Source organism: Paenibacillus sp. J31R98, from assembly GCF_056269245.1.
In genome coordinates this window covers 1,265,343-1,291,313 of sequence record NZ_JBWDNO010000001.1, presented here as the reverse complement: position 1 = coordinate 1,291,313, position 25,971 = coordinate 1,265,343, and the positions used below count along the sequence as shown (strand labels likewise).

Sequence of the window (25,971 nt, the reverse complement as noted above, 5' to 3'; positions counted from 1 at the left end):
GTAATGGATACCTAAGAAGGACTCAATGGACAAACCAAAGGACCTTATTAGGTTTTGTCCAAGACCGAAGTGCATGATTGCACATAAAAACCCCGTTTCCGGGGCTTATCAGCGAACCGAAAATGGGGTTTTGCGTGTGCTTATGCGTGTGTGTACTGTGCTTGATGAAGTCTGCTGTAGATGCCGCCGGACTCGATCAGGTCCAGGTGACTGCCTTGTTCGGCGATACCGTTCTCGTCGACGACGATAATGCGGTCCGCGTTCTTGATCGTTGCCAGCCTATGCGCGATGACGAGCGTCGTACGGCCGACAGACAGCTCGGCCAATGACTGCTGGATTGCCGCTTCGGTTTCAGTGTCCAGTGCCGACGTCGCTTCATCAAGAATAAGAATCGGCGGGTTCTTCAAGAACATTCGTGCGATCGCCATCCGCTGCTTCTGGCCGCCGGAGAGCTTCACGCCGCGTTCACCGATGATCGTATCCAAGCCTTCCGGCAGCTGCCGAATCATGATCTCCAGCGAGGCCCGTCTGGCGGCCTCCCAAATCTGCTCATCAGTTGCCTTCAGGTCGCCGTAAGCGATGTTCTCACGGATTGAGCCTGAGAACAGGAATACGTCCTGCTGTACGATACCAATATTTCTACGAAGCGACTTCAACGTCAGTTTGCGGATGTCTTTACCATCGACAGTAATGCGCCCTCCAGTAACATCGTAGAAACGAGGCAGCAAGCTGCAGATCGTCGTCTTCCCGGCGCCGGAAGGGCCGACGAAGGCAACCGTCTCTCCCGCTCGAACGTTCAGATCGACGCCCTTCAGCACTTCGCGGTTCTCCTCGTAGCCGAACGAGACGTTCTCGAAGCGGATTTCTCCATGAAGCGAGTGCGCCTCGACGGCATCCTTGGCATCCTGAATATCCGGCTCCATGTCGATAATCTCGACGTATCGTTTGAATCCAGCGATTCCCTTCGGATAGCTCTCAATGACGGAGTTAATCTTCTCGATTGGCCGGAAGAAGATGTTCGACAGCAACAGGAACGCCATAAACTCCCCTAGCTCAATTCTATGGTCGATGTAAAACCACGCGCCGCATACCATAACGAATATCGTAATGAGACGCATCAGCATGTAACTCACCGAGAAGCTCTTAGCCATCGTCTTATAGGCGAGTAGCTTGGTCTCGCGGAAATTGTTGTTGTCAACGGAGAATAACTTCTTCTCGTGTTCCTCGTTCGCGAACGACTGCACGACGCGAATGCCACCGACATTCTCTTCGATCCGAGCGTTAAAGCTGCCCACGTTGCCGAACAACCGCCGGTACGTGTTCGTCATGCGGCCTCCGAACATGATGATCAGCCAAGCCATGAACGGAATGATCACGAACGTTAGCAAGGCCAGCTCCAGGTTGATGTACGCCATCAGCGTGAATGAGCCTGCAAGCGTCATAATCGCGATGAAAATATCTTCAGGCCCATGGTGCGCGATCTCCCCGATGTCGTTCAGGTCGTTCGTGACCCGGCCGACGAGATGACCGGTTTTGTGGTTGTCGAAGAAGCGGAACGACAGCTTCTGAATATGATCAAACATTTTCCAGCGCATATCGGTTTCAATATTGATGCCTAGCATATGTCCCCAATAAGTGACGACATAGTTCAATACGGTATTGAGCACATAAATTCCGAGTAGTCCGATACTGGCTAGCACGATCATCCTCCAGTTGCCACTCGGCAACAGATCGTCGATAAATTCACTGACCGCTAGCGGAAAGCCGAGCTCAAGCAATCCCGCGATGACCGCGCAAGTAAAATCGAGAAAGAATAAGCCTTTGTAAGGGCGGTAGTACGAGAAAAACCTACGAAGCATCGTTAAATGATCCCCTCTCCTTCATCAGCCGGACCTTCTGGCCTCGGCTTCACTTCGATCTCTTGAAGCAATGTATACAACTGTCAATTTATAATGAACCGAGGATAGGCGTCAACCCTTCGAAGCTTGTTTCTATATATCCGGTTCTAAACCAATATAGATCGGTATTCCCAAACCTAGTTGTCCATTAGGAGTTTCACTAGGAACAAATCCAATGTAAAGACTGGACTTGCTTAAGCATTTCCCCGTTAAAGTAAGCTGGAACGATGGTTGAGACTGATACATCTGTGCCATCCATTCTTTCATAAGACCGAGTTTGGCAGCATCCTCAGGATACAGTCCTTGCAGACCCCCTCCCGGAAAATTCAATTCTGGAAACCGATATCGATAACCGTTGATTGATTCGCTCTCAGCTTCTAACTCGAGCATCTCTGGTTCGCTTGCCCACTCTTCTCGAACATTAGAGTGAGTTAAAGGACGGAACAGCTTCCCATGACCAAGTTCAATATTATGCTCATCAAGGGCTGGCCCCCACAAAAGCACGTCAAGTCCAGTAAAGGCTTGTCCCTCATTCTTCAGCCCAAATGTAATTGTAGTCGAGCTTCCGACATCTGCTGCTGCGTACGCGCTCCAGGTCGTTAAAGCCAGCTTTGGATCATTATAGTGAGTAACGAAATCGGAGAGACGAATTCTGCTGCGGAAAAAGAGAACCTTCTTACTACCGTCCATTACCTTTTCTTGTTGATGCTCTTGATCGACCTCATATCCCCGCATTATTGCCTGGTCAGGAATAGCAAGCAACTCCGCTGCTAATGCTAGCGCGTCGTCCGCGAAAACCATCTCAGATTCCCAGATCCCCTTCAATTCCGACGGGCTCACGCCTGACGCGCAGATCTCCGACCACTTTGATGGCTGGCCGTTCCTTTTCCTAGGACGGTCTCCCTCTAACATCTCATTAAACAAGTCCAAGTCGTTGATTATCGTATCTGCCATCCGGCCATTCTGATACAGACGCATCACAAGTAAATCACTATCATGCAGTACGGAGCCAACAACGGGGACGCCTATTTGAGAAATAGCTTTGCCAAGCGCATCCATCTCATCCAACTGCTGCTCATCAAGTTTTTGGTCGTAGAGTGAGATCCAGCGATCAGAGGAGATTTGTAGAATTAGAGCTCGATCGGCTGACTGTTCATCATCGGTTTCTTCATACATTCCCCCTTCTAGACAGCCTCTTATAGCAAACATCAGTTGATCCATTAACTTACTATTATCCTGTGCTCCACTGAACAATTGCATATTTGAAACAAACGTCCCCATCTTCGCGCTCCTTACTTATTTGGTTCTTTTCCGATTGTAGCATATGCGGGTAACATCCTACCTTTGAAATTCTTTAAACCGCGTACCTTGATAAGTGAGTTGTCCATGGTCTCCTACTACGAGGTAACCGAATCTATTTGCTCTTACCTGCAATTCAATGCGTGATCCGTTATCAAATTCAAAAGTCACGTAGTAATTGGTACTTGCACGTGACCTCCCAGATCCTCCCCATACCTGAGTTCTTTTATCAACTACCGTTACGGGTGACGTAATAACTTCAGAGGCATTGTTCCTCGCCCATGTCCAAATACTACGAATAATTACATAGAGAAATCCTCCAACTACAATGATAAAAATAGAGCCTCCAAAAAGCTTGAAAAACAGGGGCATTTCTTTGAAAAAATCAAAGAAGCCAGGACCATCAGGGAATTCGTTCATATACTCTCTCCTCAATCAACTATTTTCTTTAGTGATCATATGTCTGGAACAAGAACGGCTCTCCCTTGATGTATGCCCTCAATATGAATTGAGCATATGACTGCTCTTCAATCAGACCTTCGGTCTCCTGTTCGCTCTCCGCATGGAAACTATAAGCTTCAATAATGGCCATGATGAAGAAGCACTCCAACATCGAAATCGTATTCTCGCCCAAATTTCCGACCTTCTCATAGCCTTCTATAAATCGTTTTCGTTGATGTGGTTGAAGTCCCATGACCGCTTGTGCGATATCGTAAATATGATAGCCAAAGCCGCATCTACCAAAATCAATTGCATAAGGGAGATCGTTGCAAAACACTACATTTCCATTATGGAGATCGGCATGGATGATTCCATAGTTTTGTTCATAAGGCGTAAAAGTTTGGAGTTGATTTAGTACTTTAACAGAAGCTTCTGTATACAACTTGAAAGCTTCTTTGGTTATGAAATGACTATGATGCTTCTGTAAATGATTCCAATCTCGGTGAAAACTTTCGCTCCCCCATATTCGGCGGGTAAAAGTGTTATCAGGAACGAAATCAATACTAGCCATGTGTAGGTCCGCCATCAGTTGTCCCATCGCTCGTATATGATCATCGGTAAGCGCTTTTTTATTTAATTGATTACCTTCTATCCATCTCATCAAGGTCGCATAATATTTCGTATTTTCATCGACAGTCACGACAGTAATAAGCTCGCCATTCTGATTTCGTACACCATCCGGAACACCAAGGCCCTTACTTCTTAAATGGGATAACCACTTCAGCTCCGAAATGACTTCATCATAAGATTTATTCAATGTATGAATTCTCAATAAATAGGAGTCACCTTCGCTGTTGTGAATCCGAAAGGTCACATGTTCAGAAACTTGGATGAAATGTATGGAATTCCAGTCAATATCGTAGTTTTGCAATGCATATAGCGCTGCTTGTTTCGTTTGCTTAAGCGTAAGTCGCACATTTAGATCGGTATCCATCCGAAATCCGCTGTTCAATTCGTATCCCCCCTCACTTTTGGATAATATCCTTCAGTTCAATCAGATTCTTAATTCGATAGTTGGCCTGTGAGAAGTCATGTGTTTTTGTGAAGTCGTTATGGACAATCGCACAGTCGATACCAGCCGCCACGGCTGAGCTCAATCCTCGGTTGGAATCCTCTACAACGAGGGTCTCTTCTTTGGCAGCTCCGAAGCGCATTAGGCCGGTCAAGTATGGTTCCGGGTGCGGCTTGGTGTGCTCGTAGTCTTCACGAACAAGGACGAAGTCCATGAATTGTCTAATCTGGCGGTTTTCATGAATAAGTTGAAAATCCGCACCTTTGGCAGTCGTCACGATGGCCATGCGGACGTAATTTGACAGCTCGGCTAGCGTTTCAACTACGCCTTCAATCTCTATGGCTTCTGTTCTTAGATATTCTTGATAATAGAGGTTGCGGACCTCACGCTGCTTGCTGATAGTCTGTTCATCAATACCTGCCGCCTTAGCTTGGGACCAAGTGCCAAGTGTTTGGGTCATGTCGCGAAGGTATTGGTCCTTATCCAAGGTAAATCCAATATCAGCCAAAGCGCGTTCTCCCGCTTTGTAATACCAATATTCAGTATCCACCAGAACACCATCATGATCGAAGAGTATGTACTTTTTCATTGATTCGTTCTCCTTTGTCAGTTCTGTACAACTATTAACCCACCGAATTTTGTAAAATATCAATATTTGCTTGAAGGAACGTTTGATTTTTTTCAATTCCTCTATTCTTACACCAAACAACTGCGCCGAAAGCATCGTACATATCATAAAATGGCAGCACTCTATCCAGAGCCAACATAGGTCGAATGGATTGATAACCTTCAATGAACGGTATCTTTGTCCTCGGATTGACTTTCCAAATATATCGATTGACTTTTGTGAAATCTACTTCCGACGATCCACCACGGGCACTCTCGAAATCTATAATGCCAGCTACCTCGTTACCATTCACCAATATATTGCCTGGTCTAAAATCCATATGAACAATGCATGGTCCGTCAGGATCCGGTAGAGCAGCGTATACTTCATCAAAGTGATGAATACATCTCTCGTACAATTTTGAGTCGAGAATCTCGTTGCAGGGCTCCTTCCATTTTTCAAAATTACTTTTGATATATAATCTCCAGTTATTTGGTTCAAGCAACTTAAAGCCATCGGTTACATGGTAACCATAGCCAGGCGTTTCAACCTGATGGAGCATAGCATGATACACGCCAATTTGATAAGAGAGTTTCTCATCAATGTGTCCTGTACAAGGCATTCCTTGAATTGCGGAAAGAAGCAACGCTCCAGTAGTGTTGTCATCCCCGTACCAAATGTCCAATACCTTGGGAACAGGTATTATGCCCATCAATGTTTCAAGCATCTGAAATTCACGGAATAGCTTATCCTTGTTAAATGGGATTTTTACAAAAACATTTTCTCCACTGGCTAGAGTAAGCTTGTATACATCAGAACTATATGACTCTGGAACATCTTCAATATTCAAGACGTTCAGCTTTAGCTTTTCTATTACTTTTAGAATTGTACTCATAGGTAACCTCCTGCTTTGGAGCGTTTCTTCCAATTTATTTCACTGATTGCCAATCAAATCCAATATCTTACATGTACCATATTTTTGTCCCCGTACCAAGCCCCCTTTCCAATATCCGCAAAAAAAGCCGCACTTAGGCGGCTTTCCTAATCGCATATGAAATTACAGCTTCTCTATGACTCATCCCATCCAAATAACGCCTTCTCAAACTTCGTCCTATTCAGTAAATAAACAACTGCAAAGAAGAACGGTATTGAGGCTAGCCAAGGGCGAATAGTACCTTCAGCTGTCCATAATAGGCTACACAGCATAAAAATCAATAGATTCGCAATTATATACTTTCGAAGTAGTATCATGATATCCCTCATACAATGTGATTTAACACTATCGTATTCATCATGAAATTTAATGGTGATGCTTATTTCTCTTGCTGATCCACGGGGACAATCGCATCCTATTTCCAGAAATCCTGATTCGGCCAATGACGCTCGACACCCAGATCATCAAGCTGCTCCAGATAAGCTTTAAGCAAGTGTGCTTGATCCTGCACGTCATGAGCCGAACAACCCCGCTGGACAGAGAAAGCTGCTAATGCGCCGGCTGCTTCACCAATATTCCATTCCGTTGGATGAAGCCGATAGCAGCCATTAGACACTTGCGTAGTCCCGATATTCTTACAAGCCGGGAGCAGGTTGCGGACACGAATTGGCAATAGGGCTCCCAATGGGATTTCGTAAGGAACGCTCGGGATATAAAAGCCACGCTGCGAATTAGTCGTCGGATGCAGGTCGAGATGGTAGCTGCCGACTCCAACACTATCTTCATAGATACGAATTCCATTAGCTTCGCGTACTTCTCGGCTGACATCGTGTTCCGTAATGGTGTAACGCGCACGAATTCTTCTTGACTCGCGAATGTATGCCGACTTCGCCAGTCCGTCAACCGTTCCCAGGACATCGCCACGCGGGCGAACGCCAGGGTAGCCCCGTCCACCGTCGAGTCTAGGTGCTTCTGTCTGCAGCCAATACAATAACGATAGACTGAGTTGCTTGGCCTGATACAAGTGACGCTCCTTTTCTTCAGTCGATACGCCAATGATAGGCCCAACAAAATAATCGTTCTGCGGCCAGTTTACTAGCGTCACTTCGCCATCATATAAATTCGGATCCGCCAGTTGAGAAGGATCGAAGATGCGGCGGTAGTCCCACAGCGACACGATCTTTTGATCGTTTCGAAACATCGTATATTCCTTGATTTTGTCTGGATTGTGAGGGTCCATCGTTCTCCAGTTGAGGATCGAATACTGTGAGAAGGAAGGAGTGAAACTGCGCCAGTAATCGTACATCTCCGGCTTGTTTATTGTGAAATCTCCGCCTTCCACATAGTCGACGGCGAATACATGAGTAATGGACTGCATGTCGAGTGGATCAGCCTGCTCCATAGCATGTGGCTCCCCCGTGTCCGAACGAGCTTCTGCGCCAGTCACATGCTCGATCCCGCCAAGTGACAGTAACTCGCCAAGTTCTGTTGCATCCAGATACATCGGAGCAATGAGCTCAAGCTGTCTTCCACTATCGAATTGCTCGACGATAACGGAACGACATTCATCTTCTTCTATGACCACTTCAATCGGGCGAGTACGGAGCAGAATGCTGACTCTTCCTCCATTCACGTATGGTGCAAGCATGTCTTCCAGTACTCTGAGCGCCACTTTCGGCTCATGCGCGAGTCGGCTAACCCATCCGTTACCTGGATTCAGCGTTGCATTGGCTGCTGCTTTAGCATTCAGAGGGTAATGGTTGCGATAATACTCTCGAACTCGGTTACGAAATTCTCGATAGGATGCTGTGCACCCGAACTGTTCAATCCATCGGTGTTCATCAGGAGGTACGGCTTGGCTAGTGAGCTGGCCACCTATCCAGTCCGTCTCCTCGGTCAGGATGACACGCGAGCCTAAACGGGCGGCAGCCAATGCTGCCGAGACTCCACCAAGCCCGCCACCAACGATGACAATGTCAGTTTTCATGTTGTTTATCATGGATTTCCTCCTCTACTCTGGTTCTATTACCTATTATTGTAACCATAATTAGGAATTTTGTATTGTGCCAGCTTCTATCGTTTGACATTCTTACAGATCGAATCTTTCGTTACCTTCTTGTAACCGTTTCGTTACTGTTCTGACATTCCTATCGAGGCTGATTTGGGTAGTATGAGTTTGTAAGCCAACCGTCCCTTGTCTCCAATAATAATAAGAGGTGAAAATTTCAACATGTTAAACAAATCAAAACATTCGTATAAACTAGCCGCCAAGCTGGCCTTGACCGGAATGATCGCGGTAAGCTCCATGACGGCAATCTCTCATTCGACTGTCCACGCGGCAGCAGCCAGCGCTAGCGCTAGCGCGAACACGCAGAAGGACTATATTAATAACATCTACAAGCTTGCGAGCGTAGGAAAAATCCCGGGCTTAAACGCCATCGCGGGGAAAACGCCGATCTCCGCCGTTCATTACAAATGGGGCGAACCGGATGTAGGCGGTGACCTGAAAGGCAACCATTACGAAATGTACAGTTTCGGCATGGGAAGAGGCTCATTCGGCTTCGGCGTCAATAAAACCGGCGTCATCTACGATTTGCGCAATTTCGGGACGTCCGTTGATCGGACGGTGGGCATCAAATCGCTGACCTTCGCGTCCGTCATCCAAACGCTTGGCAAGCCTAAGGAAGTCCGCTTCACCGGCACGGACAAAATCTATGTTTACCATCCATCCAAAACATTCGAGCTGAAATTCGTCGGCCCAAGCAAAGTCGCCAAAGGAAAAATCGCGCATATTGACCACATCAACGTCTATGCAGGCAAGGCGAATACGTAACGTACATTAGAGCAGAAAAAAACCGTCACAAGACAGCATTCGCTGAGCTTGGACGGTTTCTTTTTTGTTACTATTAAACCGTTTGTAAGTTTAAGACGTACCAGCACTAGCCGAACCAATAAAGGTAACTGGACCTGAAAGAGTTACATCAGTTGGTTCATTAACAGACAAATACATGCAATACCTAATCTGACCGGTTAGAACATCAGATACTGGTGGGAAATCGCCAGTAACAAAGGTCAAGTCTCTGTGGCCCGGGCCTGCAGATAATTCAATATTTAAGTGGAAGATACGAACTCCTGTACCGATTACACCAGTACCTCCCCTTTCAACGATGATATCGACATTGTTTGGTTCACTTCTATACACACCAACCATACCCCAAAGTTGAATACGAACATCATTTACGTTAGGGGTCCCTAGCGCGTTAACCGTTTGAAGTCCAATATCACCATATAAAGTAGGAATTTCTGTTAAAAGTCCAGTACCTTCACTAGACGTATTATTTAACGATAGACGAGAATCTAAAAATTGCGCAACCCACCTATTTTCGCTCACACGCTTACCATAATTTACAAACCATCCACGATTCTTTAATGATTAGTGAATAATCTTCCTTTACGATCAATTATGATTATGAAATCCAATTCGCAAAGGAGAGATTAATAATGTTGAAACGTTTCATTCTGACAGCAGCTCTTACGATTACGGTAGGCGCAACACTTCTCACTGGAACTTCAGTGGAACCGACAACGGCACACGCAGCAAGTAACATGGTACCCGACTATGAGGTCAAATTGCTGATGAATCCAACCGCTGTTCTCGGCAGCGATTTCAAGCTGACAAGCACGGTATTAAGTACTTTCGCAATGCCAACGACCGTGACCAAAATGAATGTAGCGTTTCTTGACACCTCTGCGAAAGACATTTACAACAATGGTTGGAGCCCGCGGATTCGTAAAACCGAGGGCGAATCGGATTTCGAGCTTAGCTATAAGAAACGCTATACCATTACGAACAACGATATTAACGCAGCTTTGACTCAGGCGAATAATGAAGGATTCAATTCGGGCGACACGAACTACGAGGCACAAGTAGAATGGGGTTATCAGAAGAAAACGCTCAGCATCACTCGCACGAAGAGCGGCAGCAAGTCCGGCTACAGCGGCATGGACCTGCCATCGATTAGCGATGCACGCAGCCTCATGATCAATAACGCGCCAGACAAGTTTAACAATTGGGTTTCCAGCGGCTGGGGAACAACCAAGCTCCAAAGTTCCCGTTACTTCGGTCCGGTATTGGCCAAACGCTCAGTCGGTACATGGAGCGGGATGCAGTTGTATATTGAGGTGTGGCCGATCAAAGATGCAGCGGGCACAGGCACAGAGTACGTTGTTGAGGCTTCGTTAAAAACAACTAGCCAATCCACAGCATCAACGAAGCATGATGAGCTCGTTAGCTTCTTGCAAGGCAAAGGCTGGTTCTTGGCGCAAGACTCCTTGAAAACTCAGCTGATGATGGATCGATATTAAGACAAACGGCAGCCTCGAAGTGGGCTGCCGTTGTTTTTTGGAGGACAATAATTGCAGGATGCCGTACGTTGGTCTTCGCGCTAAGATTCCACACTCATCATTATACTTTGCAGACGGTTAGTGACCCATTCTATATCATAACCTGCTTCATTCAGGATCACCGTATTATACAGTTCTTCCAGTCCAATCCGAATCATGTAACAAGCTATGGTTTTCCTGTTCTCGGAGGAGTTCATATAATGAACAGTTAGATGTGCAATCAGCGGCTGTAGCTTATCTTCATTCCAGAACATGAAATTAGCAATATCATATAAATGGTCGCCATACATGGACAAACTCCAATCAATCATTCCGGAGATTCGTCCTTGCTCGGCAATCAGATTAAATGAACCTAAATCCCCGTGGATCAACTGCCTGTTCCCTGCATTTATGCTAGTAACATCCCTCTTTAACTGTTGAATAGCGGTATTAATTAATGCAGCCTCAATGCCCTTCTTCTCCACTTGAGACCAGTTATAGATATTCTCGTTATAGATGGCTTCAATAAAATCTATCCATGTAGGGTAAGGGGCCTTTCCTGTGCCTTCAAAACGTCCGTAACCATTCGATTCGCCTACTTCGATCGATTCGAGAACAGATAGCAATTCGAGGACGGAAGGAACGATATCGTACAGCTCATTGCTGTTCAAGTCAAATACTTTGACCCCTTCGACAAAGTCGTATATGGCATAGGGCTGCAGCTGTTCTGAGGCATGGATCTGGATAAGGTGGCGGAGTGGTAGCAGATGATGATAATTCTTATAAACCCACTGTTCTTTCTCGTACACTTCAATACGTGTCCCTGTCTTGAATACGTATCGCTGCCCGCTTACTTCGAACGTGTAGTTCTGTGAAGCTAAGCCTCCTGTCAGTTCTTTCACTTCAATTGCCGCAGGGTAGTTACTCCGAATTATGGCCTGAATATCATTCTCCGATAATTTTGGAAACATGGTATCTACTCCCTTAAAAAAGATTTTGCCTAGCAAGAACTCATCTAAGGAGAGACCGTAAATCTTGGCAAGTTCAATGATGGATGGAATATCCGGCATCGTTTTGCCGACTTCCCAGTTGGATAACGTTGAATCTATTGTCTCATGTTGGTGGATTTAAGCTAGCAATGATATCTTGCATTCCACCTATCTTGAGAAGATGCACAGAAGAAGTCCTACTTACGTCCGATATACATGAAGTGTTCCGCCATACTCAGCAAATCTTCACGTTCACACACTTGCTCCGCTAAGTCCAACCATGCCGTAACCACTTCTGGCGATTGTCTTAAGAGCTCTGCCTCGCGCAGATACAAGAAACTTTCGCAATTAAGCAGATGAAGCTTCTCAAGACCAAAAGGTTGGAAGAAAGAAAGCACATCTCTAGGACGGATGAAAAAATTCTCCGAAAACCCGTACCCGGTAAAATTCTTGTCTTCTACCATTGCATGAAGTTGAGAACGTCTTTCCTCTTCTAGAATCAAGCTTGGATTCCCAATTAGATAATCCCACACGAATGAGTAAGAAGACACGAAAGATACGAACAGCGTCCCGTTCGGCTTTAATTTTCTAAAGCATTCACGAATCGTATTTACCCTGTCGCTCAGCTCTTTCAGATGATACATCGGCCCCATGCAGAGAATGTGGTCAAAATGTTCATTTTCGAATATTGATAAATCACGACAATCCACCTGTAAGGCGTTCAGTGGTAAGCCAAGCTCCTGTGCTTTAGTTAGTGCATAATCTACGTTGTTCTGGGAAAGGTCCGCCAAGGTCACTTGGCAGCCAAGTTGCGATAAGTAAAGTGAATACCTGCCTGGCCCCCCACCAAGGTCCAACACTTTGTCATTCGGTTTGACATAGCGGGTTATATACCTTTTGCTAAGCTCATATTCGACTTGATGGCGCTCAAGCCTTTGCCACTCATAGTTAACGGTTTCATCATAAAACTTCCTCACGATATCCACGCTGTCCATGTAACCACTCCTCAATATGGGTCAGGTTAGCCTGATACGCTCCTTGTGCTTCATACAAGAATCTAAAGTCGTTCCACCACCCAGTAGCCGTAATAGATCGTTGTCTCTAAAGCCTTGTTCTCCCAACCATGCGCGTGCCGATAGGTTACAGGCCGAAGACCAAATCGCTCAATTGCGGCAACCGTTTCGACAAACGACCAGAAAAAAATACGAGTATCAGTTAATCCCCCAGTTGCATCAATCCAAGGGGCATCATGGAAGGGCAATTCAGCACGGCGCTCGTTAATCGTGAAGTAAAAACGGCCGCCACGTTCTAGAACGGCTGACAAATTACCGATGACTTGTATTAGGTTCTCACAAAAATCGAAGCATCCGTTAGCTAAAATAAGATTAAACTTGCCGAGTTCAGTAGGTAGCGCATTGTGGAAATCATGTACAAAGTAAGTACCAGAAGGACGTTTCAGTCTCGCAATATCCACCATAGAAGCCGATAAATCAAGTCCGACCACCTCCACTTCAAGTGGTAGTGCGCTAGTCAAATGTCCAGGTCCGCAACCAAGATCAAGTATACGTTGCCCATTCCTAACGTTCTCTTCTAAGAAAGACTTTATAGAGGTTTGAAAGTGGGTTAGAGGCAAAGTATGTTCTTCGTAAATCTCAGCAACTTCGTCGTACATTTGCGCTAGCTTCGTCTTATCATTCTGCGAATCGTTCAATATGTTCCACACCTCCAGCTTATTCTCCCCGATTAGCTCCATGAACAGATAAAAGCCGCGAATGTCGCGGCCTTTGCTCTACCAGTTCTTTACATAATTACGTTCCATACGTGTTAATCTCTATTTTCCGTCCATCTGGATCGTAAAATGCGATTTCCCTGCCACACCCGCCACGGTCCTTGATCCCATCAGTCGCTAACTCTACCCCATGTTCTTTCATTCTCAAATACATTTCATCCAGTTCTGAATCATTCACTCTAAAGAGAAGAACCGCATGATTATATCCATCCGCGTTGTTAAAACTAAGCGTTAATTTGTCTTCTGACTGGATGAAAAACAATGTTAAACCGCTTACAGTATGTAGGACTACTAAATCTTTATCTGGCTGGAGAGGTGAATGGCTAGATGCATTAGGATTAAAACCAAATACGTCGACGTACCATTTAGCTGTAAGATATGGATCTTTTGCTGGAAGATAAAGTGTCATTAAATCGATGATGTAAGGCGCGGTTCTTGGCTCTACAACTTGTTCACTCATCTTACTCCTCCTCTCATCTATAACCATATTCTAGTTTATTTACATTCTTTTGTATATTTAAATCAATCTTAATTTGAATAAATTAACACTAAATTTGGAAATCTGACTAAATGCTTAACCCCATAGAGGATCCCGAATTTGTAGCAGAGGTGAGATGCGTTAATGACTGAAGCAAAGTATGCAAATCTATTAACACTTCCGGAATTGGATTCACTTAAATGTAAGCTCAACCCTTTTCCAATATATAAGGAATTGACTCAGACCTCTCCTATACGTTTCGATACCAGGCGGCAATGTTGGGATGTATTTAACTACGAAGATGTACAAAAAGTGCTCAAGGACCCCCATACATTCTCATCAGCACGCGGTACGGCAGCCAATCAGAACTTATTGTTTATGGATCCCCCAAAACATAATCAGCTGCGTGATCTCGTGAACAAAGCATTTACGCCGAAAGCGATAAAAGACTTGGCGCCGCACATCGAAGATATTGCGGAGAGCCTATACGCTGGGGTTACCGATCAGAGCATGGACATTGTTCATGATTTTGCGACTCCACTACCAGTCATTGTGATCGCAGAACTGCTTGGGGTCCCTGCTAGCGATCGATCCCACTTCAAACGCTGGTCGGATATCCTAGTGGAAAGTGCGGAGGAAATGAGCGACGAAGCTTTCGAAGCACGTACGCAAAGGCGAACCAAAACCATCGAAGAGCTAATCATTTACTTTAAACGAATCTTGGTCACCCAGAACGCAACAACCCACAACAATCTGATCTCCTCCCTGCTGCAAGCAACAATCGAAGGTGAAAAACTGAGCGAACGCGAAATCATCAATTTCTGCATTCTACTCTTGGTTGCCGGCAATGAAACTACAACGAATTTAATTACAAACAGCATTCGGTTGCTTGCTGAACAGCCTGAGCTTCAGAGACAGCTGGCCGCGGATCCATTGGGCATTCCAGCCTTCATCGAGGAAGTACTCCGCTATTATCCGCCTATAGTCGCTGTCGGACGTGTCGCGAAAGAAAGTACAACATTTGGCGAGCAAACAATTGGTGCCGGGGATCAAGTAGTCGCTTGGATTGGCGCGGCGAACCGTGATGAAGCGAAGTTTACCGAATCGGATACGTTTGTCGCTCAGCGTAAACCAAATCCACATCTATCGTTCGGGTTCGGCATTCATTTCTGCTTAGGCGCGCCGCTTGCCCGCTTGGAAGCTCAAATTGCGATAGGATTTCTACTTAAGCGAATCAATCATATCCAATTGGCAGCAGGCAGCCAGGTGAAGCCAATCAATAGCGCTTTCGTATTTGGGTTAAAAAATTATCCGATTACGTTTAACCGACTGACCTAGCACAATGCTTTGACATCCAATTTATCATAATGCTACTGTATAGTTGAGGTGATCGAAAATGGCAGAAACAGCCAAAAGTATGTTTGTTAATCTACCAGTAAGTGACCTGAAGAAATCTATTGCATTTTTCTCCACAGTAGGCTTTGCATTCAACCCAAACTTTACTGATCACAATGCAACTTGCATGGTCATCGGTGAAAACATTTTCGCCATGCTGTTGGTTGAAGAGTATTTCAAGACCTTCACCAAGAAACAGATTACTGATGCATCCTCGACAACCGAAGTCTTAATTGCATTAATGGTCGAGAGCCGCGAAAAGGTGGACAAGTTAGTTGACAGTGCGATTGCAGCAGGCGGCACGATTGCGAATGAGGCACAAGATCTCGGCTTCATGTATCAGCGAAGCTTCCTAGACCTGGACGGTCATCAATGGGAGATCGGCTATATGGATGAAAGCGCAATTCCGCAGGGTTAAGACGTTCGATATCGTTGTTACATTATAAAAAAAGAGATGATGCCTTCGTGGCATCATCTCTTTTTTATAAGGTTCTTAATGAAGATTGGTTAAGTCTAATGGTTAGTATTGACAGGAAATAGACGGAATGATAGTATATCCTACTAATAAGATCAAATTAATATGAATTAAAAATACTAGGAGGTCTTCTCTCATGTCCATTCTTCTATCCGTACGCAACAGGGTTCTCCTAACAGCTGCTTTATCAGCTGCTTTGCTGGCAACCGCCCAGTCACCTGCCTATGCCTCATCTGCAACATCTGTGAATTCCGCTTCGGCTCTCTCAATCGAGTCGGGCTCGTCGAAAGAGATTTCTTCCGCGGAATACGCCGCGTTCCTGAAGGACAAATTCGGCCTAACGCTCTCCGCAAACGTGAGCCGCGGCGAGTTCTTCGCCGATGTAGTGCGTTCGCTGCAACTGGCACCCGTGGACAAGCCCGTAACCTTTAGTGACTTGAACACGTCGAGCCCTTACTACAATGCAGCCGCGGCGCTGTATCAGAACGGGCTGCTGTCATCTAATACTACGAATGCATCTGCACCGCTTAAAGCAGTCAATGCCGTGCAGCTCGCGCTTCGATTGTCCGGCTTAAAGGAACTGGCCAACACTTATTCCGAAGCGAAAGCGGAGCAAGCAATCGCCAAGCTTCCGATCAAATTATCCTCACTCAACCTGCAAACGAAGCAGGAGCTAGCCGCGGCAATCGATACAGGCTTGCTGCCTGCTTCCTATTTTGACCAGCTCGCTCCTAATGCACCTGTCACTGCGGACTTGGCGAACCTGTTGATTGGCAAGACGCTCGTCTTCAAGGGACAATATAAGCATTACCTCGGCTATGTAGACGACTCCGACATCTATACCAAACTTACCGATGCATATAATGGATCGGTCATCATCAAAGACGACCAGCTGCAGAAGATCGTGGATGGTGCGCTGGAGCAGGGATTGGTTACGGGCTACAACCTGAAAGATAGCCATTATGACCCTAATTTCATTGAATCTTTAAAGCTCGTCTATGGCCATTCTGATCTCCAACACGCCCTCCAGCTGATCGGGCTGCTGCGAAGCGAGGACATCGAAGCCAAGGTCCAATTCGAACCGAAAACCTCCGCCTTCGTCTATCTGAAAGAATGGGGCGAGCCTGGCGTTTCAGATCAATACGAAGTTCGTCAAATTGCGAACGGCAATTACATCGAATATGCGAAAGAATACGATATCGCCTTCGAATTCGAGAATGCTGCCGACAAGCAGCGCTTTAACACAATCATAAGCACCTACGCCAAGAAAAACGAAGAAAATCAAACCGGGCTTCTCGCTAGTTCGTGGTGGCAGCCACTATACTACTCGCTGACGCCGCTCGCCGACTATAAGGAAATCACGAATAACAAAATCCAGCTCGGCCGCTATTACGCGCAATCGTTCTCTCTGAAGGAGCAATCCAAATCCGTCGTCGACGGATTCAAGCACGTAGATCCTTCGGTCGACGTTCAGAGCTATGATTTCTGGACCGACATCCCGTTCTATAACTATTTGAACGGTGACCCTCTATAAGAGTTTGTCAAAACAAAGCAGCCGCGCGTTAGCGGCTGCTTTCATTCTGTCGAGAAAACCTCGACAGAATGAGAGTTCGATTTTTGTACTCTCAGCTTCGCATGCTGCCGAGATCTGGACAGCGTCCTTATCTTACGAAAGTTTTTGAATAAACATGGGTTTTTCTATACTCTGAGTGCCTAGGGTCACGATACTTCTAGGCAAAAGCAGCCGTTAACTGCGCGTTAACGGCTGCTTTTTTCGATTCAAAACGCACTACTTGGCTTGCGGGAGAGTGAGAATCCGGTACAGGATGACCGCCATCTCGGCACGGTTCGTCGGCTGAGTCGATTCAATTCCTGTGGTCCCGCCCTTCACGATGCCCGCTTTCACCATAGCGGCTAAGGACAGCTTGGCATAGTCGGATACACGGTCCTTATCACGGAATGCATCAAGCTCCTTCCCGCTCGGCTTAGGCAGATCCTTGCCGATCGCATGCAGCGTGCGGTCGATCAGAACCATCATCTCCATGCGCGATACGGCTGCTTCCGGTTTAAAGCCTGTTCCGTCGCCGGTTGCGATACCTAGGGATTGGGCTGTGGCGATGGCTTCGGCATAGTATTTGCCCTTCGGAACATCAGAGAATCCGCTCGCTCCCATCTTCGGCTTAAGCTTGAATGCCCGATCGAGCATTAAGATGAGATCTCCGCGCTTGACTGCCTTCGCAGGCTCGAACTTGCCGTTGCCCGTTCCAGTTACAATACCTCTCTCAGCCAGATAGCCGATCGCCTCCGCCGCCCATGCCCATTTGGAGCCTAGATCCGTGTACGCATTCGCCAAATTGAGCTGTGCCGTCACGCTTGCATCGGGATGAAGCGAGGTCATCGCCAGCTTCGAATTGACCAGCTTCAAATCCTGGATATCGATCCTGGCCGGACCGTTGCCTATAATCGTAAAGGTAAGCACGGCTAAAGTCGCGCTGCCGCTTTTTCCAGCCTTCTTGCCGACCTGCGTATGGGCATAGCGTACTTTGCCTTTCTCCAGGATCGGCTCTGTCGACATGCCCGCGATGCTGCTTTCCGCCTTCTTAAACCGCAGTTTGTCCGAATCGTAGCCAAGCGTTACATCGAAGGCGTAAACATCCGCCAGATTCTTTCCTTGCAGCGAGATTTTGAGTTCGCCTCCGCCAGCCGCCGATTGAGAGTTCGCTGCAAGCGTGAATGCCGGAGCTTCCGCTGCGCTAGCCGTCGCAAGCAGCTGGCTGCATAGAAGCAGGCAAACAAGCAAACCAAACCATATTTTCCTCGACATGACGATCGCACTTCCTTCCTGGTATACGAAGACGGAAAGGAAGGCCCGTAAGCCTTCCTCCGTACAATCGAATTCGACTATTCCCTTTTCCGTTACTCGGCGAGCCAATCGTCAAGAATCATGCGGGCAACCGCAGCAAGCGACTGAATCGTAATTTCGCCATTGTCGAATATGTCGGCAGCGGCGATGGAAGCCCAGCCCTCGTCTGTCGATTTCTTGCCGAAGTATTTCACGACAAGCGACAGATCCTTGATCGTAATGCTTGTTTCGCCCGGCACGAGAGTAATCAGAGAGGTCAGGAATGTCTGCACCGCAGCATTCAGTTCCGTGACAGCCTGATTCACTTGCGCTTGCGTAGCTGAAGCGTTATTCGTAACAGCTGTTGCTGCATTGATGGACGATTGCAGCGCAGCCTTCGAGCCGACCGCGTATTTGCCGAGCTTCGTTCCTTCTACAGCTCCAACAAGCTTGCTTTGCGCAGCCGTAATCGCAGCATTCAGTGCCGTTTTGTCGGCGATGACCACGATGACAACCTTCTTGCTGTTGAACGTCGTTACCGCGTTCGCAAGTGCCGCCGCAGCTGCATTCACCTCGTCTTGCGTTGCCGCAGCATCGTCTCTCACCGCTGCTGCACTGTCGATAGCCGATTGCAATGCTGCCTTCGCGCCGACTTGGTAATTACCGTCCGCCGTACCCTCAACTGCGCTGTCGTGCAAGCTTTGTGCAGCCGTGATTGCTTGGCTGAGCGCGGAATTGTCGGTGGTACCGATCGCGATGCTTACCGATGCCGAAGAAGTATCTACGGATGCTGTATCACCGTCGTTGCTGATGTTGAAACTTGACAAGGAGACAGATGTTGATCCGAGCTCCGCATCCTGTTTCACCAAACCGTGCAGCTGCAGCAGGTCACTGCTTTGTGTCACACCGCTGCTCGCCCCTTCGCTCGCCATCAGAATGCGAATCTGGCCGAGCTCCGGTTTGACCGCCGTGCCAAGAACATGGAACCCATCTTTCAACGAAGTGAGTGCACCGTCTGCAAGGCTTAATTTGCCGTCTTCATCTACGTCGGTCGCGAATGTAAGGCTGTTCGGATCGTATTGGACGATGATATCGGCCAAAGTGAACGGGTCGTTAACGCCTGCAATACCGATTTTCAAACCAACTGGCAGCCCAATGAGCGCGGACGATGGTCCTGTGAATGTTGCATGCAGCGAATCCGAAGGCTCCTGCGGCTGCAGGGATTGCTCAGACGACAGAATCAAATCACCGAACTTGAGCGGATCTTTGCCTGTTGCGATGCCATCCATGTAAGCGATCCAGCCTTCGCGGCCTGCGCCATCGTTATCGTTGACGAGTACGGAGATGCCGAGGTCAGTCAGATCCTCCGTCGCCGGTTTGCGCGCATCCGTGAGTATGCTGCTCCACGGGAAGGCGATCACGTAATTCGTCAGGTGATTCGCTTCATCGCGGGTAAATTTGTAATGAATATCATTCAAGTTGCCCGTTGTGACCGGGCCCCACGTTTCAACGCCGAGCGCGGATGCACCTGTTGTGGCGTTCAACGAAGCGATAAAGCGCGGATGGCTGTCGCTCGATGCCGTTCTGCCCGCGCGTTCAGGGTCGAAAGATACCTGCAAGCTGTCAGAGCCCCATGAGCCATATACATCTGCCGCGTCCATGCTGTGCGCATCATCGGTCACTTGAACGGCGAGATACAGATAATCGTCATCCCATTTCACGTATTGGTCAGCCGAGCGATCGCTTGCGCTATATGGTTTGCCATCGGTCGAAGTCGACTGCTGCTCGCCCAGATGAATGACCTGCGAACCTGCCCATGCATCAGCATCAATGGAGCCGTCCACGACAATCGGATGCTCTGGATTAACACGTGTTGCTGTCAGATCGCTAATGTTCTTCTCGAAGGAACGGTCATAGCCGTCCTCGTTCGTGATATGGAACGTGAAGTGCGTACGGCTGTCTGCAGACAGCATCGACGCTGGGATCGTTACATATTGCGTCTCCCCGCCAGCAATTTCGCCGAAGGTATAATCGCCGGAGACGGCAGCTGGCTCATCAATATGCACAGTACCTCCAGCAATGCTGCCCGAATCATGCTTGTTCGTAAGTGCGACTTTCACATCCCAGCCGTTATTCGCGGAGTTCTGCACCGGATAAATCTCAACGCCAATCGAATCATCTGTGTTCTTCGTTTGAACGGTCAGCGTCTTGTAGCTCGTTCCGCTCGTTGCTACAGGCGTGATCTTCAGGTCATACGTGTACTTCGCGTAATTGTCCGGAATGTGGAGCACCAGCGTATCTTTGGATGAACCTGTGCTGAAGGAGCCGCCGGAAACAATCGACCAGCCTTCCGGCATTTGAACTTGATACGTGCCGCTAAGCGCTTTCGCCCCATCCGTCACGCGGTTAATATCAAGGCTCAGATCCTCGCCTGGCGTTACGTTAACCGGACTGTAAGCCGCTGTATCAAAAACAACATTCGATGGATTCGCAGGCTTCTCGTACACGCGGACCCAGTCGATATACATGTCGGATTGATCGCCGTAACGGTCGAATCCATAGCCCGGAGGGAATGCGTCGCTCTGTGTCATCGCATTGTTGATCAGGAAGTAGTTTCCTTTGCGCCACGACAGCGGAAGCGTCTTCTGCTTATAAACTTCGATGTTGTCAAAATAATACGTCGTGTAATCTTCTTGAATCAGCACGCCATAGGTATGGAAGCCCATCGAGATGTTACCCGCGTCGCTGCCGATCAAGTCGACCGTGTTAACGGCTTTGCCGCCGCCGTCCAGATTATCATAGCCCCATGCGTGGGTCGCGATGGAGTAGCCGGATACGTTCGGCGGATAAGCTTCGATAATGTCGAGCTCATCGGTCGGACCGTCGTTGACGCCGGTCAATGTCCAGAAGGCTGGCCATTGGCGAGGGTTAGCACCGACGAAGAAGCGTGCCTCCAGGTATTGATCCGTATAGCCTTTTGTTCGGAAGCCCGTGCCGTCATCGCCGACGGAGCTGAGGAAGCCCGTCGTATAATGGCGCTGATAGCCGTCAACGCTCGCAGGAAGCGGATCCTCATAGTATTTGGTCTTGATCTTCAAATAGTCTTCGACTTGCTCGAATGGATCATAAGCTGAGCCGCGGCTCGCGAATAAAGCATCGCCGTAGTCGAGATAATCCGGTTTATGCGAAGTGTATGTCGTGCGCTGTCCATTCCCGTCGATGCCGGTCTTTGATATCGATGGCATGGATTTGAAGTCATCTTGGAATGTCACTTGCATGTTGAGATTGTCCAGTTGGGAAGGCATCGGCGTACTAGTAAGCCCCATATTCCATTCGACGCCGCCCGTGTTGTAGAACTGGAAGTAATCATCAATTGACGTGCCATTCGCCTTCGCAGCCGTCACCTTCACGGCAACCGGTCCACGAGGGAATTGATCGGCATCGAACGTGAACGAGCCTTCGCCGTCGCCATCCAGAGTCACGTCTCCCACTTTGACGATATATCCGGATACATCCGAATGCGATGCGTCCGGTTGATGAAGCATGTAACCTTTGGCAGTAGCGTAGCCGCCTTTCACCGTGAAGTTCAGCGTCGTTTCTCCGCTGATTTCCGCCCGGTATGCTGGTGATTGCAGGGTCACCAGATCAGGCAATGCAATCTTCGGAGCTACAATGTTCACTGTCTGCGTTGTATATTTAATGCCATTAACTATCGGCGCAATCTTGATCGTTCCGTTAGGCAGCGCGTAGCTTGCCGGCACGCTTACGACGATCGTGTCGCTTGCTCTGCCAGCCGAGAAGCTGCCGCCCGATACGACAGACCAATTCGTGTCTGGGAACGTGACTTCGTACGTACCAGCCATCTCTTGTGCATTCTCGTCACGCGTGATGCTGATGCTTGCGTTCTGGCCCTGCACCACATTGATCGAAGCTGGAGCCGTGAAGCCCGGAACGACTGCGTTCGGGTCGTACACGTACTCGAACCCGTCAATGACGACGGCTTCTCGACCGGATTCGCTCTTCACCTTCAGTTCCAGCTTATGCTCGCCGCCTCGCAAGCCGGTTTTCTCGAATACCTTTGCATTCGATACCGTATCCGTGCTTCTGGAATCAATCGTCGACTGATAAACGCCGTCAATATAGGCATCCAGCAGACCTCCGCCACTGTAGGTGCGCATGAAGACCGACACCGCAGTACCGTCGAAAGTGAATCCGAGCGTGTCGCCATTGTTGTTCGAGTTGTCGTACATATACGCCCATGAATCATGCCACCAGCCGCCTGCTGCGTTGAAGTATGCTTTGCCTTGTGTAGTCGTATCAAACGTCGACCATGGTCCGCCGTCTCCGCCCGAAGTGTTCTTATACGGGTAAGTCGAAGAATCAACGCGGAAGGTCTGTACTTCATCCGACTCCACGTAATCGTATTCGAAGCCTTCCAGTACAATCGAGCCGCTAGGCTTCGTAACGACCAGCTTAAGCGTGTGATTCCCTACCGGGAGACCGCTCTTGCTGAACACGCGTTTTTTGCCGCTGCTGCCATTCGTGTCGACCGAGCCTTGCTTGACGCCGTCGATATATACGTCGAATGAGCTGCCGCCATCGATATAACGGGCATACAGCCCGACTGCGTCGCCTTCGAAGTTAAACGTCAAATCTTGATTCGTCCCAGCAGTGATATACATCCATGCCCAGTTATCTTTCCACCAGTTGCCGTTGAACGAAAAGTAATCGTTCGGCTGCGAGCTGTGATTGAACGACGTCCAGGCGCCATCTGTTCCACCAGAGGAAGTCACGTACGGGTATGTGGTCGAATCGACCATGCGCTTCTCGCCAATGCCTGTTATTGCCGGTGCTTCCGGAGCGTCCGGCGCTTGCACCGTCACATTAATCGGCGCGTAACTCCCGTCGCTGCTCGTTGGTGTGATCGTGATTTTGCCATCCTTGCTCGTATAATTCGCCGGTACTTTCAACTGAATCGTATCCGTGTAATGGTTGGTCGAGAATGATTGGCTTGCTGCAGCCTGCCAATTATCTCCCACCTTTACCTGCCAACCGCTCGTCGGGAACGTCAGCGCGTACGTGCCGAAGCGTGTACCCGCGGCTCCGTTTCGATTGATATTCACGGCGATCTCATCGCCCGGTCCTGCTTTGAAGAAGGTGTTCTCTGTCCAGAACTTCGGCACGTTCGGATTCTCGAAGTGGCGGAATTCGAACCCGGCGATGCGCAGATAACGCGCCGCTTCACTGTTCGCGCCCATAATCTTCAACGTATGGTCGCCGTCCGTAAGACCGCTCTTCTCGAAGATGCGTACCGTCTGATCGGAAGTCGCACTCGTATCGATATGCTGCTGTAGAACGCCATCCAAGTAAATATCGCCTTCGCCGCATTCACTGCATTTTGTCATATCGAGTCCAATGGTCGTACCGTTAAATTTGAACTCCATCGCCGTCGTTGCGGATTCGCGAACGTACATCCAGCTCCAGCCGTCACGCCACCAGCCGCCGTCAATGAAATTGAAATAGGTCTCGAGGTTCGTGCTCGGATCGTAACCTGTCCATGGACCTTGACTGCCGCCGTCCATATTGCGATAAGGGTACGTAGTGGCGTCGACGCGAATCAACTCGCCTTCCGCTCCGGTCGCCGTCGCGGAGATGACAAGCGGCTCGTATGACGTATTGTTGCTCGCTACTGGCGTAATCGTAATATCCGCCGTCGCATCATAATCGTTCGGCACGAGGAACGTAAGCTTGTCGCTGCTCGATCCCGCCGTGAACGGTGAATTAAACGTGCCCGTCATGTCAACGAATTGAACGCCGCTCATGATCTTCCAGCCCGCAGGCGCATCAACATGATAAGCGCCTGACAACGCTGCCGCTGCACCGTTGCGGCTAACGCTCACATGAACGACATCGCCGGAGAGCGCTTTGATCGATGAATCGCTCTCGAAGCGAACAGCGCCAGGAGCATCCTGATAGACGCGAACCCAGTCGATGTACGTGTCGCTTTCGTTGCCGTAACGCGTGAAGCCGCCAGGCATTTCGAAATTCGCGAAAGGATCGCTGTTGTTGCCGTTAATGCCGTAGTGGTCGGACAATGCCGCGTTCAGGATGAAATAGTTGCCGTACTGCCAGCTGAACGGCAGCGTCTGGTGACGGTTCACGAGCACATTGTCGCAGTAGTAATACGTCCAATCCTTCGTGATATAGACGCCAAGCGTATGGAAGCCCATCGCCAGGTTGATGTTGTTGAAAGCCGGCGTATCCAGATTCACTTGATATCCGCCGCCAAGCTTGCTGGCATCGTAGCTCGCTGCCGCAGGCTTGTCGTAGCCCCAAGGATGCCATGCGATCTGATAGCCGTTTGGCGTACCCATGTAGCCTTCGAGAATATCGAGCTCATCGCTCGGCTGGTTCGCCAAGTCTGGATTTTGCACATAGCCGTTCGCTGTCAACGTCCAGAACGCCGGCCACATTCCCGGGTTCGGACCGAAGAACATCCGTGCTTCGAAATACTGGTTGCGTCCGCCTTCCGTATGGAACCCGCCGCCCGCTTGGTTCATGGAGGACAGATAACCGGTGCTGACCTTCTGTTTCCAATAATCGTCGCGGACATAGCCAGTTGGGTGATAAGTCGTCGTCAATTGCATGAACTCGTTGTCGGCAATCGAGAATGGGTTGTTCGCCCCGGCGTAATCCTCGAACGCCGCCCAGCCGAACATGCCGCCGCGCGTTTCATCGACCTTAGCTGAGGCGTATGTAGCGCCGATGCCTGTTTTGTTAATCGACGGCATCGTCTTGAAATCATCCGAGAACACCGTATTCATACCGCTTGTTACCGGATTGGCAGGAGCGTTCTCAAGTCCGCTGCGCCACTGCACGCCGACCTTGTTGTTCAGCTGCAGGTAAGCGTTATCGAGTTCGTTGCCGTTCTGGAACACTTGAATGCGTACGGAAATCGGTCCGTATGGATACTCGGAAGCCGGGAAAGCGATGCTTCCATTCTCATTAACGAGCGACACTTCGCCTACAAGATCCTTCGTGCCGTTGCTCGCATTGTTCAGATCGGCCGGCTGCTTCTGCGAATATACCTTCGCTGTCGTGCCGAGATTGTTGTGGAATTCTATGGTGATGGTGTTGCTCGTAATGTCTGAACGATATGCAGGTGAAATGATAGACGTGATGCCGTCCCCTGCCGCAGCTTGCGCCGTCGTCGTCAGTCCGAGACCGACGAAGGTAGATACAAGCATGGAGAACGTAAGCATGAACGCCATGGACCGCCGAAAACGCTTCCATTCGCGCGTAATCCTCATTTGGGTACCTCCCAGGTTATCGTTGTCTTTATTACGATTAACTCCGCTTGATGTCTGAG

General features: G+C 48.5%; 19 protein-coding genes. 5 read left to right on the top strand and 14 right to left on the bottom strand.

Features of this window, described 5'->3' with window-relative positions; translation table 11 throughout:
* Positions 1-140: 140 nt before the first annotated feature.
* From AC0YNX_RS05765 to AC0YNX_RS05735, 7 genes are all read right to left on the bottom strand, one after another.
* Entirely contained in the window at positions 141-1,859 is a 1,719-nt protein-coding gene (locus AC0YNX_RS05765) for an ABC transporter ATP-binding protein (protein ID WP_475814672.1), read from the bottom strand.
* Between the two features lie 132 nt (positions 1,860-1,991).
* Positions 1,992-3,179, bottom strand: a complete 1,188-nt coding sequence (locus tag AC0YNX_RS05760; protein WP_475814671.1) for a hypothetical protein — start codon at positions 3,177-3,179, stop codon at positions 1,992-1,994.
* Positions 3,180-3,236: 57 nt separating this feature from the next.
* Positions 3,237-3,617: a DUF2500 domain-containing protein gene (locus AC0YNX_RS05755; RefSeq protein ID WP_475814670.1), complete on the bottom strand. Its 381-nt coding sequence runs from the start codon at positions 3,615-3,617 to the stop codon at positions 3,237-3,239.
* Between the two features lie 28 nt (positions 3,618-3,645).
* Positions 3,646-4,650 carry a phosphotransferase enzyme family protein gene (locus AC0YNX_RS05750; protein WP_475814669.1) on the bottom strand — a complete coding sequence of 335 codons (1,005 nt, stop codon included), beginning with the start codon at positions 4,648-4,650 and terminating at the stop codon, positions 3,646-3,648.
* Positions 4,651-4,663: 13 nt separating this feature from the next.
* Positions 4,664-5,299, bottom strand: a complete 636-nt coding sequence (locus AC0YNX_RS05745; RefSeq protein WP_475814668.1) for an HAD family hydrolase — start codon at positions 5,297-5,299, stop codon at positions 4,664-4,666.
* 34 nt (positions 5,300-5,333) lie between these two features.
* On the bottom strand, positions 5,334-6,212 hold the full coding sequence (locus AC0YNX_RS05740) for a phosphotransferase family protein (RefSeq protein ID WP_475814667.1): 879 nt from the start codon (positions 6,210-6,212) through the stop codon (positions 5,334-5,336).
* A 454-nt stretch (positions 6,213-6,666) separates the two neighbouring features.
* On the bottom strand, positions 6,667-8,238 hold the full coding sequence (locus AC0YNX_RS05735; RefSeq protein WP_475814666.1) for an FAD-dependent oxidoreductase: 1,572 nt from the start codon (positions 8,236-8,238) through the stop codon (positions 6,667-6,669).
* 243 nt (positions 8,239-8,481) lie between these two features.
* Here AC0YNX_RS05735 and AC0YNX_RS05730 point away from each other — a divergent pair, with 243 nt between their 5' ends.
* Positions 8,482-9,084, top strand: a complete 603-nt coding sequence (locus tag AC0YNX_RS05730; protein ID WP_475814665.1) for a YjgB family protein — start codon at positions 8,482-8,484, stop codon at positions 9,082-9,084.
* A 90-nt stretch (positions 9,085-9,174) separates the two neighbouring features.
* Here the strand turns inward: AC0YNX_RS05730 and AC0YNX_RS05725 are convergent, their stop codons facing one another.
* Positions 9,175-9,642, bottom strand: coding sequence for a hypothetical protein (locus AC0YNX_RS05725; RefSeq protein ID WP_475814664.1), 468 nt, complete (start codon positions 9,640-9,642; stop codon positions 9,175-9,177).
* Positions 9,643-9,752: 110 nt separating this feature from the next.
* Between AC0YNX_RS05725 and AC0YNX_RS05720 the strand changes: the two genes are divergently transcribed.
* Entirely contained in the window at positions 9,753-10,616 is an 864-nt protein-coding gene (locus tag AC0YNX_RS05720) for a hypothetical protein (protein WP_475814663.1), read from the top strand.
* Between the two features lie 80 nt (positions 10,617-10,696).
* Here the strand turns inward: AC0YNX_RS05720 and AC0YNX_RS05715 are convergent, their stop codons facing one another.
* From AC0YNX_RS05715 to AC0YNX_RS05700, 4 genes are all read right to left on the bottom strand, one after another.
* Positions 10,697-11,743, bottom strand: a complete 1,047-nt coding sequence (locus AC0YNX_RS05715; RefSeq protein ID WP_475815190.1) for a phosphotransferase — start codon at positions 11,741-11,743, stop codon at positions 10,697-10,699.
* 77 nt (positions 11,744-11,820) lie between these two features.
* The gene (locus AC0YNX_RS05710; protein WP_475814662.1) at positions 11,821-12,618 is read right to left on the bottom strand and encodes a methyltransferase domain-containing protein; all 798 of its coding nucleotides are present in this window, start codon (positions 12,616-12,618) and stop codon (positions 11,821-11,823) included.
* A gap of 62 nt (positions 12,619-12,680) precedes the next feature.
* Entirely contained in the window at positions 12,681-13,376 is a 696-nt protein-coding gene (locus AC0YNX_RS05705; protein ID WP_475814661.1) for a class I SAM-dependent DNA methyltransferase, read from the bottom strand.
* A gap of 55 nt (positions 13,377-13,431) precedes the next feature.
* A complete protein-coding gene (locus AC0YNX_RS05700; RefSeq protein ID WP_475814660.1) occupies positions 13,432-13,872 on the bottom strand; it encodes a VOC family protein in 441 nt (146 codons plus the stop codon).
* A 162-nt stretch (positions 13,873-14,034) separates the two neighbouring features.
* Between AC0YNX_RS05700 and AC0YNX_RS05695 the strand changes: the two genes are divergently transcribed.
* The 3 genes from AC0YNX_RS05695 (at position 14,035) to AC0YNX_RS05685 (ending at position 17,294) form a co-directional block, all read left to right on the top strand.
* A complete protein-coding gene (locus tag AC0YNX_RS05695; RefSeq protein ID WP_475814659.1) occupies positions 14,035-15,228 on the top strand; it encodes a cytochrome P450 in 1,194 nt (397 codons plus the stop codon).
* Positions 15,229-15,286: 58 nt separating this feature from the next.
* Positions 15,287-15,703 (top strand): VOC family protein, encoded by a 417-nt coding sequence (locus tag AC0YNX_RS05690; protein WP_475814658.1) that lies wholly within the window; start codon positions 15,287-15,289, stop codon positions 15,701-15,703.
* 193 nt (positions 15,704-15,896) lie between these two features.
* Positions 15,897-17,294, top strand: a complete 1,398-nt coding sequence (locus AC0YNX_RS05685) for a hypothetical protein (protein ID WP_475814657.1) — start codon at positions 15,897-15,899, stop codon at positions 17,292-17,294.
* A 255-nt stretch (positions 17,295-17,549) separates the two neighbouring features.
* On the opposite strand, the gene AC0YNX_RS05680 is transcribed toward AC0YNX_RS05685, so the two are convergent.
* Together AC0YNX_RS05680 and AC0YNX_RS05675 are read right to left on the bottom strand one after the other, a co-directional pair.
* Positions 17,550-18,584, bottom strand: a complete 1,035-nt coding sequence (locus AC0YNX_RS05680; RefSeq protein ID WP_475814656.1) for an S-layer homology domain-containing protein — start codon at positions 18,582-18,584, stop codon at positions 17,550-17,552.
* 92 nt (positions 18,585-18,676) lie between these two features.
* Complete coding sequence (locus AC0YNX_RS05675; RefSeq protein ID WP_475814655.1) at positions 18,677-25,912, bottom strand: sugar-binding protein; 7,236 nt, start codon at positions 25,910-25,912, stop codon at positions 18,677-18,679.
* Positions 25,913-25,971 lie beyond the last annotated feature (59 nt).